Below are 18,856 nucleotides of genomic sequence, written 5' to 3' on the forward strand. Positions count from 1 at the left end.
ACAGTTATTATCAATTTTTGATGTTTTTTATTTGATTTTCTTTATTAATGACATTTAATCTAAAATAAAACTATTTTTATAGTTTTAAAATAAAATTCAACCTTCATTTTCAATGAGGCAACAGAATAAATACAATCAGAAACATAATGTTACCATTTTAGCTTAACTTATTAGTTTAATTGATTTTTATTTCTTTAAGCCTTAAGATATACATTAATAATTTGATATATCACATTATTATCAGCGAATAAAAGCGATATCCTCTCTTTTCCTTATCGCCATTATTCGGCATCTGACTTCTTATTTTGGTTTGATCCTAAATGAAAACTCATAAAGTTAACCGGGTTCGCCCTTTTAGTGCATTTATTGATGCATGTGTGAAAGAACCGTATTCTTTTGCACGTTTATTAAAAGATATTATTGCAGGGATCACCGTAGGTATTATCGCGATACCTCTAGCTATGGCATTAGCTATTGGTAGCGGTGTTCCTCCGCAATACGGTCTTTATACCGCAGCTATTGCCGGTATTGTTATCGCAGTGTCTGGTGGCTCTCGCTACAGTGTTTCAGGTCCCACCGCTGCGTTTGTTGTTATTCTTTATCCCGTATCACAGCAATTTGGCTTAAGTGGCTTGTTAATTGCCACATTAATGTCTGGTGTTATTTTAGTGGTTATGGGGTTAGCTCGCTTTGGTAAGCTAATCGAGTACATTCCTGTTTCTGTAACCTTAGGGTTCACGTCTGGGATAGCTATCACCATTGCAACAATGCAAATAAAAGATTTTTTCGGCCTTGAACTGACACATGTGCCAGAAACCTACATTGATAAAGTTATTGCATTAGGTGCTGCATTACCGACTATTCATATCGGTGATACCTTAATTGGACTTACAACTCTTTTGGTTCTTATCTATTGGCCTAAATTAAATTTACGCTTACCCGGCCACTTACCCGCTTTAATTGCTGGTACCGCGGTGATGGGAATTGTTAATTTACTGGGGCATGATGTTGCAACTATTGGCTCACAATTTAGTTATATGCTGCCTAATGGCACAACCGGACAAGGTATTCCTCCTATATTGCCTCAGTTCGTTCTGCCTTGGAATTTACCGAGTACCGGTGGATCTTTAGCACTGAATTGGAGCACCGTTTCTGCATTGTTGCCAGCCGCATTTTCAATGGCAATGCTAGGCGCTATAGAATCGTTATTATGTGCAGTTGTTCTTGATGGTATGACAGGTAAAAAACATCACTCTAATGATGAACTTGTTGGTCAAGGTGTGGGTAATATTGTTGCACCATTCTTTGGTGGTATTACAGCAACAGCTGCAATTGCCCGTTCTGCGGCTAATGTGCGCGCAGGTGCAACATCACCTGTTTCTGCTATTGTTCACTCGTTATTAGTTTTATTAACGTTATTAGTTCTCGCCCCCTTCCTCTCTTATTTACCATTAGCAGCAATGTCTGCATTACTATTAATTGTTGCATGGAATATGAGTGAAGCTCGTAAAGTTATTGACCTTATTCGTCATGCCCCAAAAGACGATATTATCGTATTAGTCTTATGCTTATCACTTACTGTACTGTTTGATATGGTGATTGCGATTACTATTGGTATAGTACTGGCTTCGTTATTATTTATGCGCCGTATTGCTAATATGACGAAAATAACAGAGTCCTCTTATACTGATGATGATAAACAGTTATTAGTCGTACGTGTTAATGGCCCATTATTCTTTGCCGCTGCTGAACGTATTTTTAATGAATTACGTGAACGTAGTAAAGGTTATAAAACAGTAATTATGCAGTGGGATGCAGTACCTGTACTTGATGCCGGTGGTTTACATGCTTTCCAACATTTTATTAATGATGTAAAGAAAGATACTCATGTCATTGTTTGCGATATTCCATTCCAGCCATTAAAAACATTAGCAAGAGCCAGAGTTGCCCCGATTGAAGGCGCGCTTAATTTTTATCCTTCACTACAGAAAGCATTAGATGATATGGAGCTGATTCATTAAGCATTCCATTTAAACAATAATAAACTTAGCCTTTAATCTCTATTTAATTAAATGATTATAGGTTAAGTTTATTATTAACGTTATTTTAAAAATAAATATATATATAATAAAAACCATCTATTTTTGCTTAGACAATCTCTTCTATTATTAACGCTAGAGCAATAAATATGTTTATACATCCTATAATTCAAAAAGGTTATAATAAAGTTTATAACTCCTGTTTAATTTAAATATAAATCTACTTATAAAAGAAAAGTTATCCTATTTTTATAAACTTATTCTTTTATAATATTATCAATATAACGAATAAACGGCTTATTTATTCCACTTCCCTGAGCCCCATTCTCTAATAAATATTGATAAAGTGCATTCATTCCTAACCAGTGATTTTCACACCATTCTGGTGCTAATAACGTAGGTTTTCTCGCACTGGCACAAACTCGGTGATAAATAATGTCTGGAGGTGTATGACGGATCATTTCACCAGCAGTATAAACATATTGTTCTTGGGTTAATGGCGTTATACGCCCTGCTTTCCAAGCTTTCGCTATCGTACTTCCTTCAACAATATGTAAAGGATGTAATTTAAGCCCATCAACACCGGATTCAATAACATGCTGTAGCGTTTGCATATTTAGCTGATGATCTTCACGAGGCAGTCCCACAATAAGATGCGTACACACTTTTAAACCCCGTCGCCGTGCTTCTCGTGTTGTTGCTTGATAGCATTGAAAATTATGACCGCGATTAATATGTTTTAACGTTTTATTATGTGCCGTTTGTAAACCCAATTCTAACCACACTTCATAACCTTGATCTTGATAGCTTTGTAGCAAATCTAATACACTAACAGGCACACAATCAGGTCGAGTGCCGACACATAAACCAACCATATTCGCTTGTAATAATGCGGTTTCATACAAAGTACGCAAATATTCTACTTCGGCATAAGTGCTGGTATAGGCTTGAAAATAGGCAAGATAACGGCGGGCGCGATTAATATTTTTGGCTTGTTCAGCGACTTGTTCTTCAATGGAGTGATATTGCGTTTGTTCATCAGCAAATGAGGAGACATTACAAAACGTACAACCCCCTCGCCCTAATGTACCATCACGATTAGGACAGCTAAAACCGCCGTGTAGGTTGATTTTATGAATTTTTTCGTGATAACGGCGCTGTAGATCAGCGCCGAACATATTCACAACAGTATGCAGTTGCATAACAATTATTTGCTGGTATCTAACTCAGGAAAGTTTTTTACCACATCGTCAATGGCTTTAATTTGTGCTAAGAATGGCTCTAGTTTAGCTAATGGAAGCGCTGAAGGACCATCGCAACGAGCGTTGTCTGGATCTGGATGCGCTTCAAGGAATAATCCGGCTAAGCCAACTGCCATACCTGCACGTGCTAATTCCGCAACTTGAGCACGACGTCCACCAGAAGCAGCACCAAATGGATCACGGCATTGCAGTGAATGTGTTACGTCAAAGATAACTGGGGCACCTTGAGAAGCTTGCATCATGACATGGAAACCAAGCATATCGACAACAAGATTGTCATAACCAAAGTTACTTCCGCGATCACATAGAATAACTTTGTCGTTACCGCCTTCTATAAATTTATCAACGATATTACCCATTTGGCCTGGGCTGACAAACTGTGGTTTTTTCACATTAATCACCGCACCTGTTTTAGCCATTGCTTCAACTAAGTCTGTTTGACGCGCTAAGAAGGCCGGTAATTGGATAACATCAACCACTTCAGATACAGGCTGAGCTTGTGAAGCCTCATGAACATCAGTGATAATTTTAACGCCAAAAGTTTCTTTTAATTCTTGGAAAATCTTCATTCCTTCTTCTAAACCAGGCCCACGATAAGAGTGGATAGAAGAACGGTTTGCTTTATCAAAAGAGGCTTTGAATACATAAGGAATATTCAATTTTTGGGTAACAGTGACGTAATGCTCACAAATACGCATGGCTAAATCGCGCGATTCCAATACATTCATGCCACCAAAAAGCACAAATGGTAGGTCGTTTGCTACCTTGATATCACCAATATTCACCACTTTATGTTGCATATTTATACCTATACTGTTTGTAATGTACTGTTTTAATTAAGTACGTTTTTAAATTTTAATGTAGAACAACAGGATTTTGTTCTATCGAATGAATTTGGATTTTAATCATTTCTGAAATTGGATCTTCAGGGCATTGCTCAACAAAGTAATTTAAATCAGAAAGCGCCACATGATTACATTCTAATTGAGCATAAATTAATCCGCGATCACGTATTTCATAAGGATCTTCTGGGTCAAACATTAAAACCGTTTCACTCGCTTTTAATGCTTGTTCCATATTTTTTTCTTCCATCAACGAAACTTTTAATGTGTCTAATAGCTTTCGTATTATTGAGCTATATTCTGATTCTTCTAAATCAGCATCAATAAGTATCGAGTTATTTCCTATATTTCCTTTCAACCATACTTCTAATGTATGTTGAGATAAATATTCACCATTAATTGGATTTAAAAATATAGCCTTTTCGTTGGGAATATCTATTCTAATAATTAATTGTGTAGGAAAAATAACCGGAGCTAATGGCAGATTTAACGCCTGTGCGATATAAATTAAAATTGAACCTAATGAAACAGGAGAACCAATATGTGTAGATAATACTTTATCCAACCATAAGGTATCTGATAGGCAATATTTTCCACTCGCACCACTAAAATGCCACTGTTTATAAAATAGTGTTAATAGCGCTTCAATTTGTTCTCGCACACTTGTGTTTCGAGGAATTTCAGCTTCTGCCTGTTCCACTAACTGAGCTAATTGATAGCTAACTGAATGAGTAGGGAAATCAGGCCGAATAGCCTGAGAGATAAGGATCATCCCTTTTACCAAAGGGGCTTTATTAAATTCGTAATCAGCTATGGTTTCTATCATAATTCCAACGACCTACTGTCACTCGCTCATTACCGCCATAGTCACGGAAAGTTTCCACACAGCAGTAACCCTTATCAGCAAAAATTTTGCGTACACCCTCACCTTGCTGCCAGCCGTGTTCTATTAATACCCAGCCTTTATCAGTTAAAAACCGATCTGCAGTTGTGATGATTGTTTCAATATCAGCAAAGCCATTTTTACCCGCCACCAACGCCGTTAATGGCTCAAAACGGACATCGCCTTGATAAATATGCTCATCACATTCATCAATGTAAGGAGGATTACTAATTATCATATCAAATTGGTGACCTGAGAGTGAACTAAACCAGCAACTTTCCATAAATTCTGTGTTGTTCAGCGCTAAATTTTTAGCGTTCTCTTGAGCTAATGCCACGGCTTCTGGCTGAAGATCCACACCAATAATATGGCTATCAGGACGTTCTGAAGCGATAGCTAACGCAATAGCGCCTGTTCCGGTACCTAAATCAAGGATCTTTGCAGGGGTTGATATAAGCTTTTCTAGCGCTTTTTCAACCAGGCATTCTGTATCAGGGCGAGGTATTAACGTTGCAGGAGAGACTTTTAACGGCAATGACCAAAATTCTCGTTCACCAACCAAATAAGCAATTGGCTCGCCCATAATTCGGCGCGCCAATAATTGTGCCAGTTGTTCTAATTCTATTTCTGATAATTGCGTTTCATTAAAAGCAATTAAATAAGTACGAGCACGTTTTGTTACGTGCCCAAGAAGTATTTCGGCATCGCGCTTTGGGCTGTCACTTTCAATTAATTGCAAGGCTGCTTGTTGCAGCCATTGTTCATAATTCATTAATTTAACTCAGAAAGTGCAGAAAGCTGATCTGCTTGATATTCAGTAACGATAGGTTGAATAAGTGGGTCTAACTTACCTTCCATTACTTCATCTAAGCGATAAAATGTTAAGTTGATTCGGTGATCAGTAACACGACCTTGTGGGAAGTTATATGTCCTGATGCGGTCCGAACGATCACCTGAACCTAATAGATTACGACGCTCCGAAGCTTCTGCTTCATGACGTTTTTGCATTTCAGCAGCACGAATACGCGCACCTAACACCGACATCGCTTTGGCTTTATTTTTATGCTGTGAACGCTCATCCTGACATTCCACCACAATCCCCGTAGGAATATGCGTAATACGGATAGCGGAATCGGTGGTGTTAACGTGCTGACCACCCGCACCTGATGAACGGAAAGTATCGATACGCAAATCACTTGGGCTGATATCAGGTAATTCTGCCTCTGGCACTTCAGCTAATACAGCAACAGTACAAGCTGAGGTATGAATACGACCTTGAGATTCTGTCTCTGGCACACGTTGAACACGATGCCCACCAGATTCAAATTTTAATACGCCATAAGCGCCATCACCAATCACTTTAGCGATCACTTCTTTGTAACCACCATGTTCGCCTTCGTTAGCATTCATGACTTCAATACGCCAGCGGCGAGATTCTGCATAGCGGCTATACATACGGAACAAATCACCAGCAAACAATGCGGCTTCATCGCCACCGGTTCCGGCACGAATTTCAAGGAAACAGTTAAACTCATCATCAGGATCTTTAGGCAATAGCAGTAATTGCAATTGATTTTCTAAGTCATCATTTAAAGCCTGTGCTTCTTTGAGCTCTTCTTGTGCCATCTCCTTCATTTCAGGATCATCAAGCATCATTTGAGCCGTTTCAATATCATCTTGAACACTACGCCATTGGCTGAAACAAGCCGTGACATCGGTTAATTGAGAATATTCTTTTGAAAGCGCACGAAAACGATCCTGAGAGGCAATAACATCGGCTTCTGACAGAAGTGCCTGAATTTCTTCATAACGCTCTTGTAGAGCTTCCAACTTAGCGACAATAGAAGGCTTCATTCGTAGATTAAGATCCTGTTAGACAAAGTTAATTATGGGTAATACCCAAACTTTCACGTAATAGATTCAGGCGTTCAATATCACCATCACTGGCAGCCTGTTGAAGAGATTTTGTTGGTGTATGGATAAGACGATTCATTAACTGATGAGAAAGTTGCTGGATCACTTTTTCTGCATCAGCACCATTTTGAATGAGACTGATGGCTTTTTCGGTCATTTCTGCTCGCAATACTTCAGCACTATCACGATATTCTCTTATCACACCAACCGCACCCTGAGCCCTTAACCAATCCATAAACTGACCGCTCTCTTGCTGAACAATGTGTTCTGCTTGAACAGCTGCGGCTTGGCGTTGTTCACGGTTATGCTGAATAATGGCTTCTAAATCATCAACACTATAAAGATAAACGTTGTTAAGTTTTTCGACATCTTGCTCGATATCACGAGGAACTGCAATATCAATCAGCAACATAGGCTGGTTTCGACGTTTTTTTAGTGCGCGTTCAACCATTCCCTTACCAATAATAGGTAAAGGGCTTGCCGTAGAACTGATCACAATATCAGCTTGAGCAAGGCGTTCATCGATTTCCGTTAATGTAATTACTTCTGCATCAACTTCATTTGCTAAACGCTGTGCACGCTCTTTAGTTCGGTTAGCAATGACAATATTCTTAACTTGATGCTCGCGTAAATGGCGAGCAACTAACTCAATAGTTTCACCCGCACCAACAAGTAAAATAGTTAAAGAAGAGAGTGATTCAAAAATTTGACGCGCTAAAGTACAAGCAGCAAAAGCAACAGATACCGCATTTGCACCAATTTGAGTCTCCGTTCTCACTCTTTTCGCAACTGAAAAAGATTTCTGGAAAAGTCGTTCCAGCTCTGAAGAGAGCGAGTGATAATTTTGAGAATCTGCAAAAGCTTTTTTAACTTGACCTAATATTTGCGGTTCACCCAGTACAAGAGAGTCTAAACCACTAGCAACGCGCATTAGGTGGCTAACTGCTTGATTATCTTGATGCCAATAAACACTACTTTGTAATTCATTTGGCTCTATTTGGTGATATTGACACAGCCAATGAATAAGCTGTTCATGACTATTTTCTTTGTCTTCCATACTAAGATAGAGCTCAGTACGGTTACAGGTAGACAGCACAACCCCACCCCTGACAGCGGGTTGCTGTAGGAGATTATTTAAGGCATCACCCATAGTATCGGGAGAAAAAGAGACTTTCTCACGCAAAGCAACGGGGGCTGTTTTATGATTAATACCTAGTGCTAATAACGTCATATCAACTATATCGAGTTATGAATAAATACCGCCCCGCGACCTGACTTAGTGCAAACCTAAAACAGCGCATTTAGTATGGACTTTTCATTGCCGCCATTCTACTTGATGAATACATCCAATAAAAGAGCTTACTTGTTTGATACGAGATTTCTATACACAATTTAATGAAATATCGTTATATCATGGGGTTTATGATACTCTTTTTTTTAACTGATAACGAATTTAAGGAATATCTCAGCTATGCGCTCACGCTTTTCTCCAACCAAATTATTGCGCCTTCTTCCGTTAACGGTGCTGTTGCTGAGTGCCTGTAACCTTAATCAAATTAATACTCAGGGTTCAGGCTCTAATAATGATGCTCAATGGCAAGAGCGCCAACAAGCCTTAAAAAAGATTTCACAATATGAAACTCGAGGTGCTTTTGCCTACATTGAGCAAAGCCATAAAGTTTATGCCCGTTTTTATTGGCAAGACCGAGATGAAGATCGTTATCGCTTGTTATTAACTAATCCGTTAGGCACTACAGAACTAGATTTAAATGTGATGCCCAGTGTTATTGAAGTCACCGATAACAAAGGCAAAAAATATTATAGCGATGATCCTGTCGAAATGATTTATCAGCTAACAGGCATGGTTATTCCACTGAAAAACCTACGAGCTTGGCTAATTGGCTTGCCGGGTGATGCAACTATTTTTGAGCTAGATGCTCATCACCTTTTAAAATCAGTGACATGGCCTGCACCCGAGGGCGATTGGATTATCACTTATCAAGCCTACGATTCAAATATCATACCGAATCTGCCACAACGCCTTGAATTACGCCAAGGTGACCGCCTTATTAAATTAAAAATGGATAACTGGGATATACAGCAATGACACTCAGCTGGCCTTCTCCTGCTAAATTAAACCTTTTTCTTTACATTACAGGGCGACGAGCCGACGGTTACCATAATCTACAAACGCTTTTTCAGTTTCTTGATTATGGCGATACGCTCACATTTACGCCACGCAAAGATGCACAGTTAAATATTTTAACTCCTGTTGAAGGGGTTAAAGATGAAGATAACTTAATCATCAAAGCAGCACTTTTGTTACGTAATTATTGCCAAAAACATAATATTGCATTGCAATATCAAGGTGCTGATATCAGCATCGACAAGAAATTACCAATGGGTGGTGGGTTAGGTGGCGGTTCTTCTAATGCCGCAACCACACTAATTGCACTTAATTGGCATTGGCAAGCAGGATTAAGCGATGAAACATTAGCCAATTTAGGCGTAACCTTAGGTGCTGATGTCCCCGTTTTTGTAAAAGGCCACGCTGCTTTTGCAGAAGGTGTTGGTGAAATTTTGACCCCTGCTTCACCAAAAGAGCAATGGTATTTAGTCGCACACCCCGGAATTTCGATTTCAACTCCGACAATCTTCACAGATCCAGAATTAAAACGTAACTCTCCTATCCGCTCTCTTGGCGCATTATTACAGGCTCCGTTTGAAAATGACTGTGAAATGATTGCAAGAAAACGTTTTCGTAAGGTTGAATATCTGCTTTCGTGGCTGTTAGAATATGCTCCGTCACGCTTAACTGGGACAGGTGCCTGTGTGTTCGGCGAGTTCGAATCACAAGTTGCCGCTAGTGAAGTGTTAATTAACGCCCCTGAGTGGGTGCATGGATTTGTAGCGCAAGGCGTTAACATTTCTCCTGTGCATTTATTCCGCTCAAGGATACCTGTGTTATTGCACCCGTAATATGATGTTTAAAAACGCTATGTCCATAAACACGTTCTTTACAGGTCAACAATATCTCTCTCTGGACGCAAGCCTGAGGTTTTTCTCGTGCCCGATATGAAGCTTTTTGCTGGTAACGCAACCCCGGAACTGGCTCAACGTGTTGCCAACCGACTCTACACTAGCTTAGGAGACGCTGCTGTAGGTCGTTTTAGCGACGGTGAAGTCAGTGTGCAAATCAACGAAAACGTACGTGGTGGTGATGTATTTATCATTCAATCAACTTGTGCACCAACTAATGATAACTTAATGGAATTAGTGGTCATGGTTGACGCATTACGTCGAGCTTCCGCTGGTCGTATCACTGCGGTTATTCCTTACTTCGGTTATGCCCGTCAGGATCGCCGTGTTCGTTCAGCCCGTGTTCCTATCACGGCAAAAGTTGTTGCGGATTTCTTATCTAGTGTAGGCGTAGACCGTGTTTTAACTTGCGACTTACACGCAGAACAAATCCAAGGGTTCTTTGATGTACCGGTTGATAATGTCTTCGGCAGCCCAATCCTTTTAGAAGATATGCTTCAAAAAGATTTGGACAACCCTATTGTTGTTTCTCCAGATATTGGCGGTGTTGTTCGCGCACGTGCTATCGCTAAACTTCTGAATGACACTGATATGGCTATCATTGATAAACGTCGCCCTCGTGCTAACGTTTCTCAAGTTATGCATATTATTGGTGACGTTGCTAATCGCGACTGTATCCTAGTTGATGACATGATTGACACTGGTGGTACATTGTGCAAAGCGGCAGAAGCTCTGAAAGAACGTGGTGCTAAACGCGTATTTGCTTACGCAACTCACCCTATTTTCTCTGGTAATGCTGTTGAAAACATCAAAAGCTCTGTTATTGATGAAGTGGTTGTCTGCGATACAATTCCACTGTCAGCAGAAATCAAAGCATTAAATAAAGTCCGTTCATTGACTCTTTCAGGCATGCTGGCAGAAGCAATTCGCCGCATCAGCAATGAAGAATCAATCTCTGCGATGTTTGAACATTAATTTGTTAAAAACTCATCGTAGTATGAGATAACTAAACCCGTTATAACCTTTGTATTACATTGTGTTATGGCGGGTTTTTTACATCCTAACAAAAGAAAAATAAAGAGATGGTGTAAAATTTAGGCAATAAAAAACCCGTTACAGAAAAAACGGGTTTATAGGCATGTATCATTATAATTTACTTAAGATAATCAAGAATGAAAAACCATTAACTCATTATCTGTAATTATTTAAACTCAATTTTTATAATAACTAATTGCTTCTGATAAAAATTGAAATTTACTATGGATAACGATGGTTATCATGGCGACGATAACGTTCATCATGATTACGTAACCACCAATATCTTTCTGCTATTGTTTCTCTGCCACCAATACGTGCACCAGCTAACCACACCAATGCACCAATAAAAATTCCCATTAAAGAAATATCAGATAAAAACTCTGGAAGACCTAACGGAAAAATATGGCTAATTAGCGTATAACCAAGACTACCGAGCATAACAACCATCCCGATAGCCATACATAAATTACCAACTGCAAATGCATGTTTATATTTCATGTTGCACCTCCAAGCGCGTCGTCAGACGATTCAACACCAAAATACAGAAAGGATAACCTCTTTTTCTTTGCAGTTATTATAGCCATAAATATCACAAAGTTATTGTCGAAGTGATCACATGTCCTGAAAAATGCTGACAATTCTTTGCAAAAAATGTGTTTTCTTGCTCTAAAAAATCGTCTACGGCGCTATTTTTCCTTTTTTAGCTCTTTTTGCTACATTAAATGATAAATATTCCTTTGCGTGTTTTAACTAAAAACAATCTCTGCAATCTATTTTGTGCTTCGGGTCTTAGACAGGTAAACTATGTCCTTTCTTTTAAGACGATAACAGTGAAAGGCTATTGTGAGTAAAATTAAACTTATCGTCGGGTTAGCAAACCCCGGTGCAGATTATGCCCAGACTCGTCATAATGCGGGTGCTTGGTATGTAGATTTATTGGCTCAACGTCATCAGCAATCTCTAAAAGAAGAGAGTAAATTTTTTGGTTATACTGCGCGTATTAATTTAGCTGGTGAAGATGTTCGCTTATTAGTACCTACAACATTTATGAATCTTAGCGGTAAAGCGGTACAGGCAATGGCGAATTTCTATCGTATTGAGCTGAATGAAATTTTAGTGGCTCACGATGAACTCGACTTACCTCCTGGCGTTGTGAAAATGAAATTAGGTGGCGGTAACGGTGGCCATAATGGCTTGAAAGATATCCAAAGTAAATTTAGTAATAACCCTAATTTCTATCGTTTACGTATTGGTATTGGCCATCCCGGCGATAAAAATAAAGTCGTTGGCTTTGTATTAGGGAAACCGCCAATGAGTGAACAAAAATTAATTGACGATGCAATTGATGAAGCACTTTCTTGCACAGATATCTTAATGCGAGATGGTTTCGAAAAAGCCATAAATCGGTTGCATAGCTTTAAAGCCTAATTATTAATATTGGTTTTAATAGCCATAAATATCCAATGGGTGAAATCGTTTTTGCCCTCTTTCGCGCAATTAATCCCTGATGATTTAATCAAACAGGGATTTGTTCTATAATGGCGCCAAATTTTTTTTAACAGCACAACAGGGACTCTCCTCCCTGTCGTTTTTTTGTGACAAGGTGAACGTTTATGGGATTTAAATGTGGTATCGTCGGTCTGCCTAACGTAGGGAAATCTACACTGTTTAATGCCTTAACTAAGGCAGGTATTGAGGCAGCCAACTTCCCATTCTGTACTATTGAACCAAACACAGGTGTTGTACCAATGCCTGATCCTCGCCTCGATAAACTGGCCGAGATTGTAAAGCCTCAGCGTATTTTACCAACAACGATGGAATTCGTTGATATTGCAGGTTTAGTGAAAGGTGCCTCTAAAGGTGAAGGTTTAGGTAACCAATTTCTGACTAATATTCGTGAAACTGAAGCAATAGGTCATGTGGTTCGTTGTTTTGAAAATGACAATATTATTCACGTTGCAGGTAAAGTTGATCCTGCAGAAGATATTGACACTATCAATACCGAATTAGCGCTTTCTGATTTAGATACCTGTGAACGTGCAATTCATCGTAACCAGAAAAAAGCTAAAGGTGGCGATAAAATTGCTAAAGCAGAAGTTGAAGTGTTAGAAAAATGTTTACCACATTTAGAAAACGCAGGCATGTTACGCGCGCTTGATTTAAGCGAAGAAGAAAAAGCAACTATCCGCCACTTAAGCTTCTTAACCTTAAAACCAACCATGTATATTGCAAACGTTAATGAAGATGGTTTTGAAAATAACCCTTACCTTGAAACCGTTCGCAAAATTGCACAAGCAGAAGGCTCTGTGGTTGTTCCTGTTTGTGCCGCTATCGAAGCCGATATTGCTGAGTTAGAAGATGCTGAACGTGAAGAGTTTATGCAAGATTTAGGTATCGAAGAGCCGGGTTTAAACCGTGTTATTCGCGCAGGTTATTCATTACTAAACTTACAAACCTACTTCACGGCTGGCGTAAAAGAAGTCCGTGCATGGACAATTCCTGTGGGTGCAACAGCGCCACAAGCCGCAGGTAAAATCCACACTGACTTTGAAAAAGGCTTTATCCGCGCTCAAACTATTGCTTATAATGATTTTATCACTTATGGCGGTGAGCAAGGCGCAAAAGAGGCCGGAAAAATGCGTGCCGAAGGTAAAGAATATATTGTTCAAGATGGCGATGTGATGAACTTCTTGTTTAACGTATAAAGTCTCTTGATTACAAAAGCTACATTTTCTTAAATTAAAACCCAAAAGTTGAAGACCAATTTTTGGGGTTTTTTATTGTTTTACTTTAAATAATCAATTCCAATGTAACGGTATTATACTACTGAAAGCATCACCGAAATGTTCTTTTCCATACTTGTTAATATCTGAAAATAATGATTGTTCAGTAGTGGAATATGTATCTAAATACTTTTTATCTAATAATAGCGAAGTCCACTCATCTAATTGATTTTTATTTGTTATTAAATTTGGATTTAATTCTCTTGCTTTATTCATTAATGCATAAGCATATAATTTTAATATTTTTCGTGACTCCTCTACTGAACCAGGTACAAAATTGAAAGAATAGTAAATAAATATATCAACAAGACTCAATAAATATCGAGATTTTTCTTCATTACTCAATGATGTCAATTCAAAGTGCTTACAGATTTTTTGATAGTGTTCATCTTTTAGTGAAGTTTCTTCATTGTCTTTAGTTGGAATAATTAATAATTCGTTAAAAATTGGGACTAAGTTTACATCATTTCTATTCTTATATATTCTCTCTTCATATATCATAGGTTCTCCCATAGAAGTGAAGAAAAATCGATTATAATAATCACCTAAATTATATAAAGATAAAATTTTATCAATTCTATGTTTGTTGATAAATCTATTATAACTATCTTTAAATATCGTAAAATCGTTATTGAATATACTGTGACATTCAGATTCATTTACACTTTTCTTTTTATTATCTATATAAAGAGAAAAATTTAACCAAGGCATCTCAGATTCTATATCGCCAGTAAATAACATCGTTGTCAAATTCTTATGATTAATCACCATGGCTTTATCATCATTAATAAGAATGTAATTAAATTTATCCTTCTCATCCCAATTGAGAACAGGTCTATCATTATCGAAAACTGTTTTATTAATATAAGATTGAACTTCATCTGAGTGGAAGTATTTATTATATAACATTCTTGCTTTTTCTTTAATGCTTGAGTCATCATGATAAACAGAGATTGCAATTAATTTAATAAAAGCCTTATTATCCTTAATCATAAAATTATTCATTTGTTCTTTTTTAGGATAATCTAAAAATAGATCCAAACAAAAAGATAAACACTCAGGAGAAAGCCTCTTGCTAAATATTTTTTCTTTTTCTTTTACATTATTAGAGTCTAATAAAAATTTAGCAAATTTATTAAGTTCCTTATCTTCCATATAATACTTTTTAGATGTAATATTATTAACTATTGAATCCAAAGGAAATGAGTCAATATCAATCTTACATTCACTTTTTTTATTTATTTCACATTCTATTTCTTCTTTTATATTTTTCATAAGTTTTATTTTTATTTTATTATATCTATCATCTATAGTTTTGATAGTATGGAATATCGTATTTCCACTAAAACTTTCATCTATATCTTCAGCGATTGTCATCTTACTCCTAAATGAAGGATGACTATCTATGGTTGCATTATCAAGATTAGCATTTGTGAAATCAGCTTTATTTATATTGATTTTAGTTTCACTCAAATTACTATTTATAAACTCTGAACCCTCCAGGCGTGCACTACTTAAATCAACCCCCATAAGATTAGAACCTGAGAAGTTCACTCTTTCCTCCGCAACGCTCTTAATATTTTCATTTGCATTTTTAAAGTAAAACATTCTAAGATCTCTATTTTTAAAATACCCTCTCATTAAAAATTTATTACTGAGATCTTTATTCCTAGGATCATTGATATATTTAAAATCTCTAATTCTCTTAAATAAATAACGTTTTTCATTAATATTTAATCTACTATTTAGCTCACACGATTTTTCTTTCTTAATTTCTTTTAATTTATTGGACAATAAAGTATATTTATTAAATTTATTCTGTTCAGTTAAATCTTTACCAGAACATTTCTTTAATTTCATTTCAGTGTTTGTTAATTTAAGATTCAATATCTTTCTTGCAAAAACTAAGTTATTAACAGAAGGATTATAATCTGCCAGATCAACAGCGGCTGTAGTATCCTTAGCCAAATGAGCCTTTAGATATGTAAATACTATATTCATAATGGTCGCCTATATAATTAATTAATTATGTATTTAAACCCACTATAAAAACTATTTATAAGTACTACTTTAATAAAGCAACCACCATCCTAATGATTTTAAAAAAAACATTCAAATAACTTTATAAAATAGTAACTATACAAATCTAAAAAATGAGGAATTATCATCAATATTTTAATAACAATAAAAACATTTGAATTTTTTATCAACGGGACTAATAATTAAATTGATAGTCAATTAATGACCATTTTTATCCAATAAGGAGCAGTTTCATTATGAATGATAATTTAAACCATAATATGCGAGATAATAGCGATATAGCCAATAATAAAAACAGTAGTTGTCAATGTAGCCAAGAAATAATAACCAATCTAAATAATTATATTAATAATCATCCTGAATGTACCATTTATCAAAATTCATTAATGAGCAGTTTAATTGCCGGCGTTTATGATAGTGATGTGACTATTGCTGATTTATTAAAACAAGGTGATTTTGGTTTAGGCACCTTTGATCAACTTGATGGTGAATTAGTTGCTTTTGATAACAACGTTTTCCAATTGCGTTCTGATGGTAGTGCCCGTAGAGCATTATATTCTCAAAAATCCCCTTTTGCTGTGATGACCTTTTTTAATTCTGATATTGAACATTCGTTTTCTTATGGTGCCTCACAGCAAGAAATACATAATACCATCAATCAATATGTTCCTTCCGATAATCTTTTTTGCGCAATTAAAATTGAAGGCGAATTTGAATTAGTTAAAACACGTACTGTTCCTCGCCAAGAACCTCCTTACTCTCCTATGTTAGAGGCGATAAAAAATCAACCTATTTTCACCTTTCACAATGAAATCGGTATTATTGCTGGCTTTCGCTCACCACAATTTACGCAAGGTATAAATGTTGCTGGATTTCATGAACATTATATTAATCAACAACGCCAAGGTGGCGGCCATGTTCTTGATTACTATTTAAAATATGGCACTTTAAAAATAGGTGTAATTTCCCGCTTTACCATTGATTTACCTAGTCATTCAACTTTCCTCCAAGCGAACTTAATGCCAGATAATCTGCATCAGGCAATAAAGCAAGCCGAAAATTAATCTAGAACCCCCTTAGTTTTATTACCAGCTCGTATTTTATTCACTTGCAAAATAAAAGAAGGTTATATGAACACTCATAATTGGAAATGTGGTGCAGATTTAGTCGTCAAACAATTAGAACGACATGGCATTAAACAGGTGTTTGGTATTCCGGGTGCAAAAATTGATCGTGTATTCGATTCGCTTGTTGATTCCAGTATTGAAACCGTGGTTGTTCGTCATGAAGCTAATGCTGCCTTTATGGCTGCTGCCGTTGGGCGTTTAACAGGTAAGGCAGGCGTTGCAATTGCAACCTCAGGACCGGGATGTTCTAATCTGGCAACAGGCATTGCAACGGCAACTTCCGAAGGTGATCCATTAGTTGCATTAGGGGGTTCAGTAAAATCGGCTGATAGATTAAAACTGGTTCATCAAAGCATGGATACGGTTACCATGTTTAATCCAATTACAAAATTTTGTGCAGAAATTGATTCTGCAAAATCTATTTCTGAAACCATGGTCAATGCGTTTCGCCATGCAGAATCAGGAAGACCCGGCTCTGCATTCTTAACGTTTCCAATGGATATTTTAAACAATGCCGTTGATAGCCCAATATTAGTACCAAAATCTAAATCTAATATAGGTAGCGCTAATAATGATGCGATAAATGAAGCAGTTAGATTATTATTAACGGCAAAAAGTCCTGTTATTTTATTAGGTTTACAGGCAAGTTTTCCTGATAATGCGCTAGCATTACAATCACTACTTGATATTTGCCCCCTTCCAATTGTGGAAACTTATCAATCAGCAGGTGCTATTGCTCATCGCCATTTCTCTTTATTTGCAGGGCGAATTGGCTTATTTAATAACCAACCGGGAGATGAACTACTTTCCCATGCAGATTTAGTCATTACGTTAGGTTATAGCCCTATTGAATACGAGCCTTCATTGTGGAATCACCACAACGCCAATATTATTCATATTGATGAAATTCCGGCTGAAATAGATTTAGCTTACTGTCCTGATTTAGAATTGATAGGCAATATTAAGTTAACCCTCGATAATTTAACTCAGCGTTTCGCTAAACAATCCACATCTCAAATTACACTCTCAAATAACACTCGTCAGGTTTTAGAAAAAATTCGCCAACAAAGAGAAACACTGCAACAGAATAGTTATTTTAGACAAGGTAGCCCTATTCACCCTTTAACCATTATTCATGAAATGCAGGATATTATTAATAATGATGTAACGCTCTGCATCGATATGGGAAGTTTCCATATTTGGCTTGCACGTTATCTTTATAGCTTTAGAGCAAGACAAATGCTGATTTCTAATGGTCAGCAAACAATGGGGGTTGCCCTACCTTGGGGAATTGGTGCCTCTTTTGTTCGCCCATCGGATAAGATTATTTCAGTTTCTGGTGATGGTGGCTTTATGCAATCGTCTATGGAATTAGAAACGGCTGTTCGTCTAAACACCAATATCTTGCATATAATCTGGGTGGATAACGCTTATAATATGGTTGAGATGCAAGAGCAGGAAAAATATGGACGTTATTCGGGCGTGAAATTTGGTGCCATTGATTTCAAACACTATGCTGAATCATTTGGCGCTAAAGGCTTTGATGTAGCATGTGCGTCTCAGTTACGTACCGTTTTACATGAAGCAATGGCTGTTGAGGGACCCGCTGTTCTCGCTATTCCTGTCGATTATCGGGATAATGCAAAATTAATGGAACACATCAATTATAATATAATTATTTAGTTATCTTACCGCCGTATTTAAAAAATAAGGGTGAGCATTTTCCACTCATCCTTTGCCCTTTTTGTTTTTCTTCATACCTTCTTGTTTTGATACAAAGCAACTTCATTATTAATAAAAGGTTATTCGTTATTTCTTCTTTCATTTTTTTATTAATAATACGTTATGCGAGTTTTGTGCATAAAAATGAAAGTAGATAATACAAATAA

At 37.0% G+C, this 18,856-nt stretch carries 16 protein-coding genes; 8 read left to right on the top strand and 8 right to left on the bottom strand.

Annotation, left to right across the window (positions count from 1 at the left end):
* Window positions 1-320 precede the first annotated feature (320 nt).
* Window positions 321-2,021 carry a C4-dicarboxylic acid transporter DauA gene (dauA, locus tag PH4a_RS16315; protein ID WP_129041263.1) on the top strand — a complete coding sequence of 567 codons (1,701 nt, stop codon included), beginning with the start codon at window positions 321-323 and terminating at the stop codon, window positions 2,019-2,021.
* 275 nt (window positions 2,022-2,296) lie between these two features.
* Here the strand turns inward: dauA and mnmL are convergent, their stop codons facing one another.
* The 6 genes from mnmL to hemA are packed head-to-tail and all read right to left on the bottom strand — an operon-like array spanning window position 2,297 to window position 8,171.
* On the bottom strand, window positions 2,297-3,241 hold the full coding sequence (gene mnmL / locus PH4a_RS16320; RefSeq protein ID WP_129041265.1) for a tRNA modification radical SAM protein MnmL/YtqA: 945 nt from the start codon (window positions 3,239-3,241) through the stop codon (window positions 2,297-2,299).
* Between the two features lie 5 nt (window positions 3,242-3,246).
* Window positions 3,247-4,101 carry a 3-deoxy-8-phosphooctulonate synthase gene (gene kdsA, locus PH4a_RS16325; RefSeq protein ID WP_064720058.1) on the bottom strand — a complete coding sequence of 285 codons (855 nt, stop codon included), beginning with the start codon at window positions 4,099-4,101 and terminating at the stop codon, window positions 3,247-3,249.
* Between the two features lie 55 nt (window positions 4,102-4,156).
* Window positions 4,157-4,966, bottom strand: coding sequence for an invasion regulator SirB1 (sirB1, locus tag PH4a_RS16330; protein ID WP_164971571.1), 810 nt, complete (start codon window positions 4,964-4,966; stop codon window positions 4,157-4,159).
* Window positions 4,950-5,798, bottom strand: coding sequence for a peptide chain release factor N(5)-glutamine methyltransferase (gene prmC, locus PH4a_RS16335; RefSeq protein WP_129041269.1), 849 nt, complete (start codon window positions 5,796-5,798; stop codon window positions 4,950-4,952). Before prmC ends, sirB1 begins: the two co-directional genes overlap by 17 nt.
* Window positions 5,798-6,880: a peptide chain release factor 1 gene (gene prfA / locus PH4a_RS16340; protein ID WP_064720060.1), complete on the bottom strand. Its 1,083-nt coding sequence runs from the start codon at window positions 6,878-6,880 to the stop codon at window positions 5,798-5,800. Before prfA ends, prmC begins: the two co-directional genes overlap by 1 nt.
* 28 nt (window positions 6,881-6,908) lie before the next feature.
* Window positions 6,909-8,171, bottom strand: coding sequence for a glutamyl-tRNA reductase (gene hemA / locus PH4a_RS16345; protein WP_064720061.1), 1,263 nt, complete (start codon window positions 8,169-8,171; stop codon window positions 6,909-6,911).
* Window positions 8,172-8,411: 240 nt separating this feature from the next.
* Here hemA and lolB point away from each other — a divergent pair, with 240 nt between their 5' ends.
* The 3 genes from lolB (at window position 8,412) to prs (ending at window position 10,954) form a co-directional block, all read left to right on the top strand.
* Complete coding sequence (lolB, locus tag PH4a_RS16350) at window positions 8,412-9,047, top strand: lipoprotein insertase outer membrane protein LolB (RefSeq protein WP_129041271.1); 636 nt, start codon at window positions 8,412-8,414, stop codon at window positions 9,045-9,047.
* Entirely contained in the window at window positions 9,044-9,919 is an 876-nt protein-coding gene (gene ispE / locus PH4a_RS16355; protein ID WP_129041273.1) for a 4-(cytidine 5'-diphospho)-2-C-methyl-D-erythritol kinase, read from the top strand. Before lolB ends, ispE begins: the two co-directional genes overlap by 4 nt.
* Window positions 9,920-10,006: 87 nt before the next feature.
* Window positions 10,007-10,954: a ribose-phosphate diphosphokinase gene (prs, locus tag PH4a_RS16360; protein ID WP_036912921.1), complete on the top strand. Its 948-nt coding sequence runs from the start codon at window positions 10,007-10,009 to the stop codon at window positions 10,952-10,954.
* Window positions 10,955-11,236: 282 nt separating this feature from the next.
* On the opposite strand, the gene ychH is transcribed toward prs, so the two are convergent.
* A complete protein-coding gene (ychH, locus tag PH4a_RS16365) occupies window positions 11,237-11,515 on the bottom strand; it encodes a stress-induced protein YchH (RefSeq protein ID WP_064720064.1) in 279 nt (92 codons plus the stop codon).
* A 345-nt stretch (window positions 11,516-11,860) separates the two neighbouring features.
* On the opposite strand from ychH, the gene pth reads away from it, so the two are divergent.
* Window positions 11,861-12,445: an aminoacyl-tRNA hydrolase gene (pth, locus tag PH4a_RS16370; protein WP_129041275.1), complete on the top strand. Its 585-nt coding sequence runs from the start codon at window positions 11,861-11,863 to the stop codon at window positions 12,443-12,445.
* Between the two features lie 185 nt (window positions 12,446-12,630).
* The gene (ychF, locus tag PH4a_RS16375; protein WP_129041277.1) at window positions 12,631-13,722 is read left to right on the top strand and encodes a redox-regulated ATPase YchF; all 1,092 of its coding nucleotides are present in this window, start codon (window positions 12,631-12,633) and stop codon (window positions 13,720-13,722) included.
* Between the two features lie 93 nt (window positions 13,723-13,815).
* On the opposite strand, the gene PH4a_RS16380 is transcribed toward ychF, so the two are convergent.
* Complete coding sequence (locus PH4a_RS16380) at window positions 13,816-15,801, bottom strand: pentapeptide repeat-containing protein (protein ID WP_129041279.1); 1,986 nt, start codon at window positions 15,799-15,801, stop codon at window positions 13,816-13,818.
* A 275-nt stretch (window positions 15,802-16,076) separates the two neighbouring features.
* On the opposite strand from PH4a_RS16380, the gene budA reads away from it, so the two are divergent.
* Together budA and alsS are read left to right on the top strand one after the other, a co-directional pair.
* The gene (budA, locus tag PH4a_RS16385; protein ID WP_129041281.1) at window positions 16,077-16,904 is read left to right on the top strand and encodes an acetolactate decarboxylase; all 828 of its coding nucleotides are present in this window, start codon (window positions 16,077-16,079) and stop codon (window positions 16,902-16,904) included.
* A 66-nt stretch (window positions 16,905-16,970) separates the two neighbouring features.
* On the top strand, window positions 16,971-18,650 hold the full coding sequence (gene alsS / locus PH4a_RS16390) for an acetolactate synthase AlsS (RefSeq protein ID WP_129041283.1): 1,680 nt from the start codon (window positions 16,971-16,973) through the stop codon (window positions 18,648-18,650).
* Window positions 18,651-18,856: the final 206 nt, after the last annotated feature.

Origin of the sequence: Proteus hauseri, from assembly GCF_004116975.1 — a bacterium.
In the GTDB taxonomy this organism is placed as follows: Bacteria; Pseudomonadota; Gammaproteobacteria; order Enterobacterales; family Enterobacteriaceae; genus Proteus; species Proteus hauseri.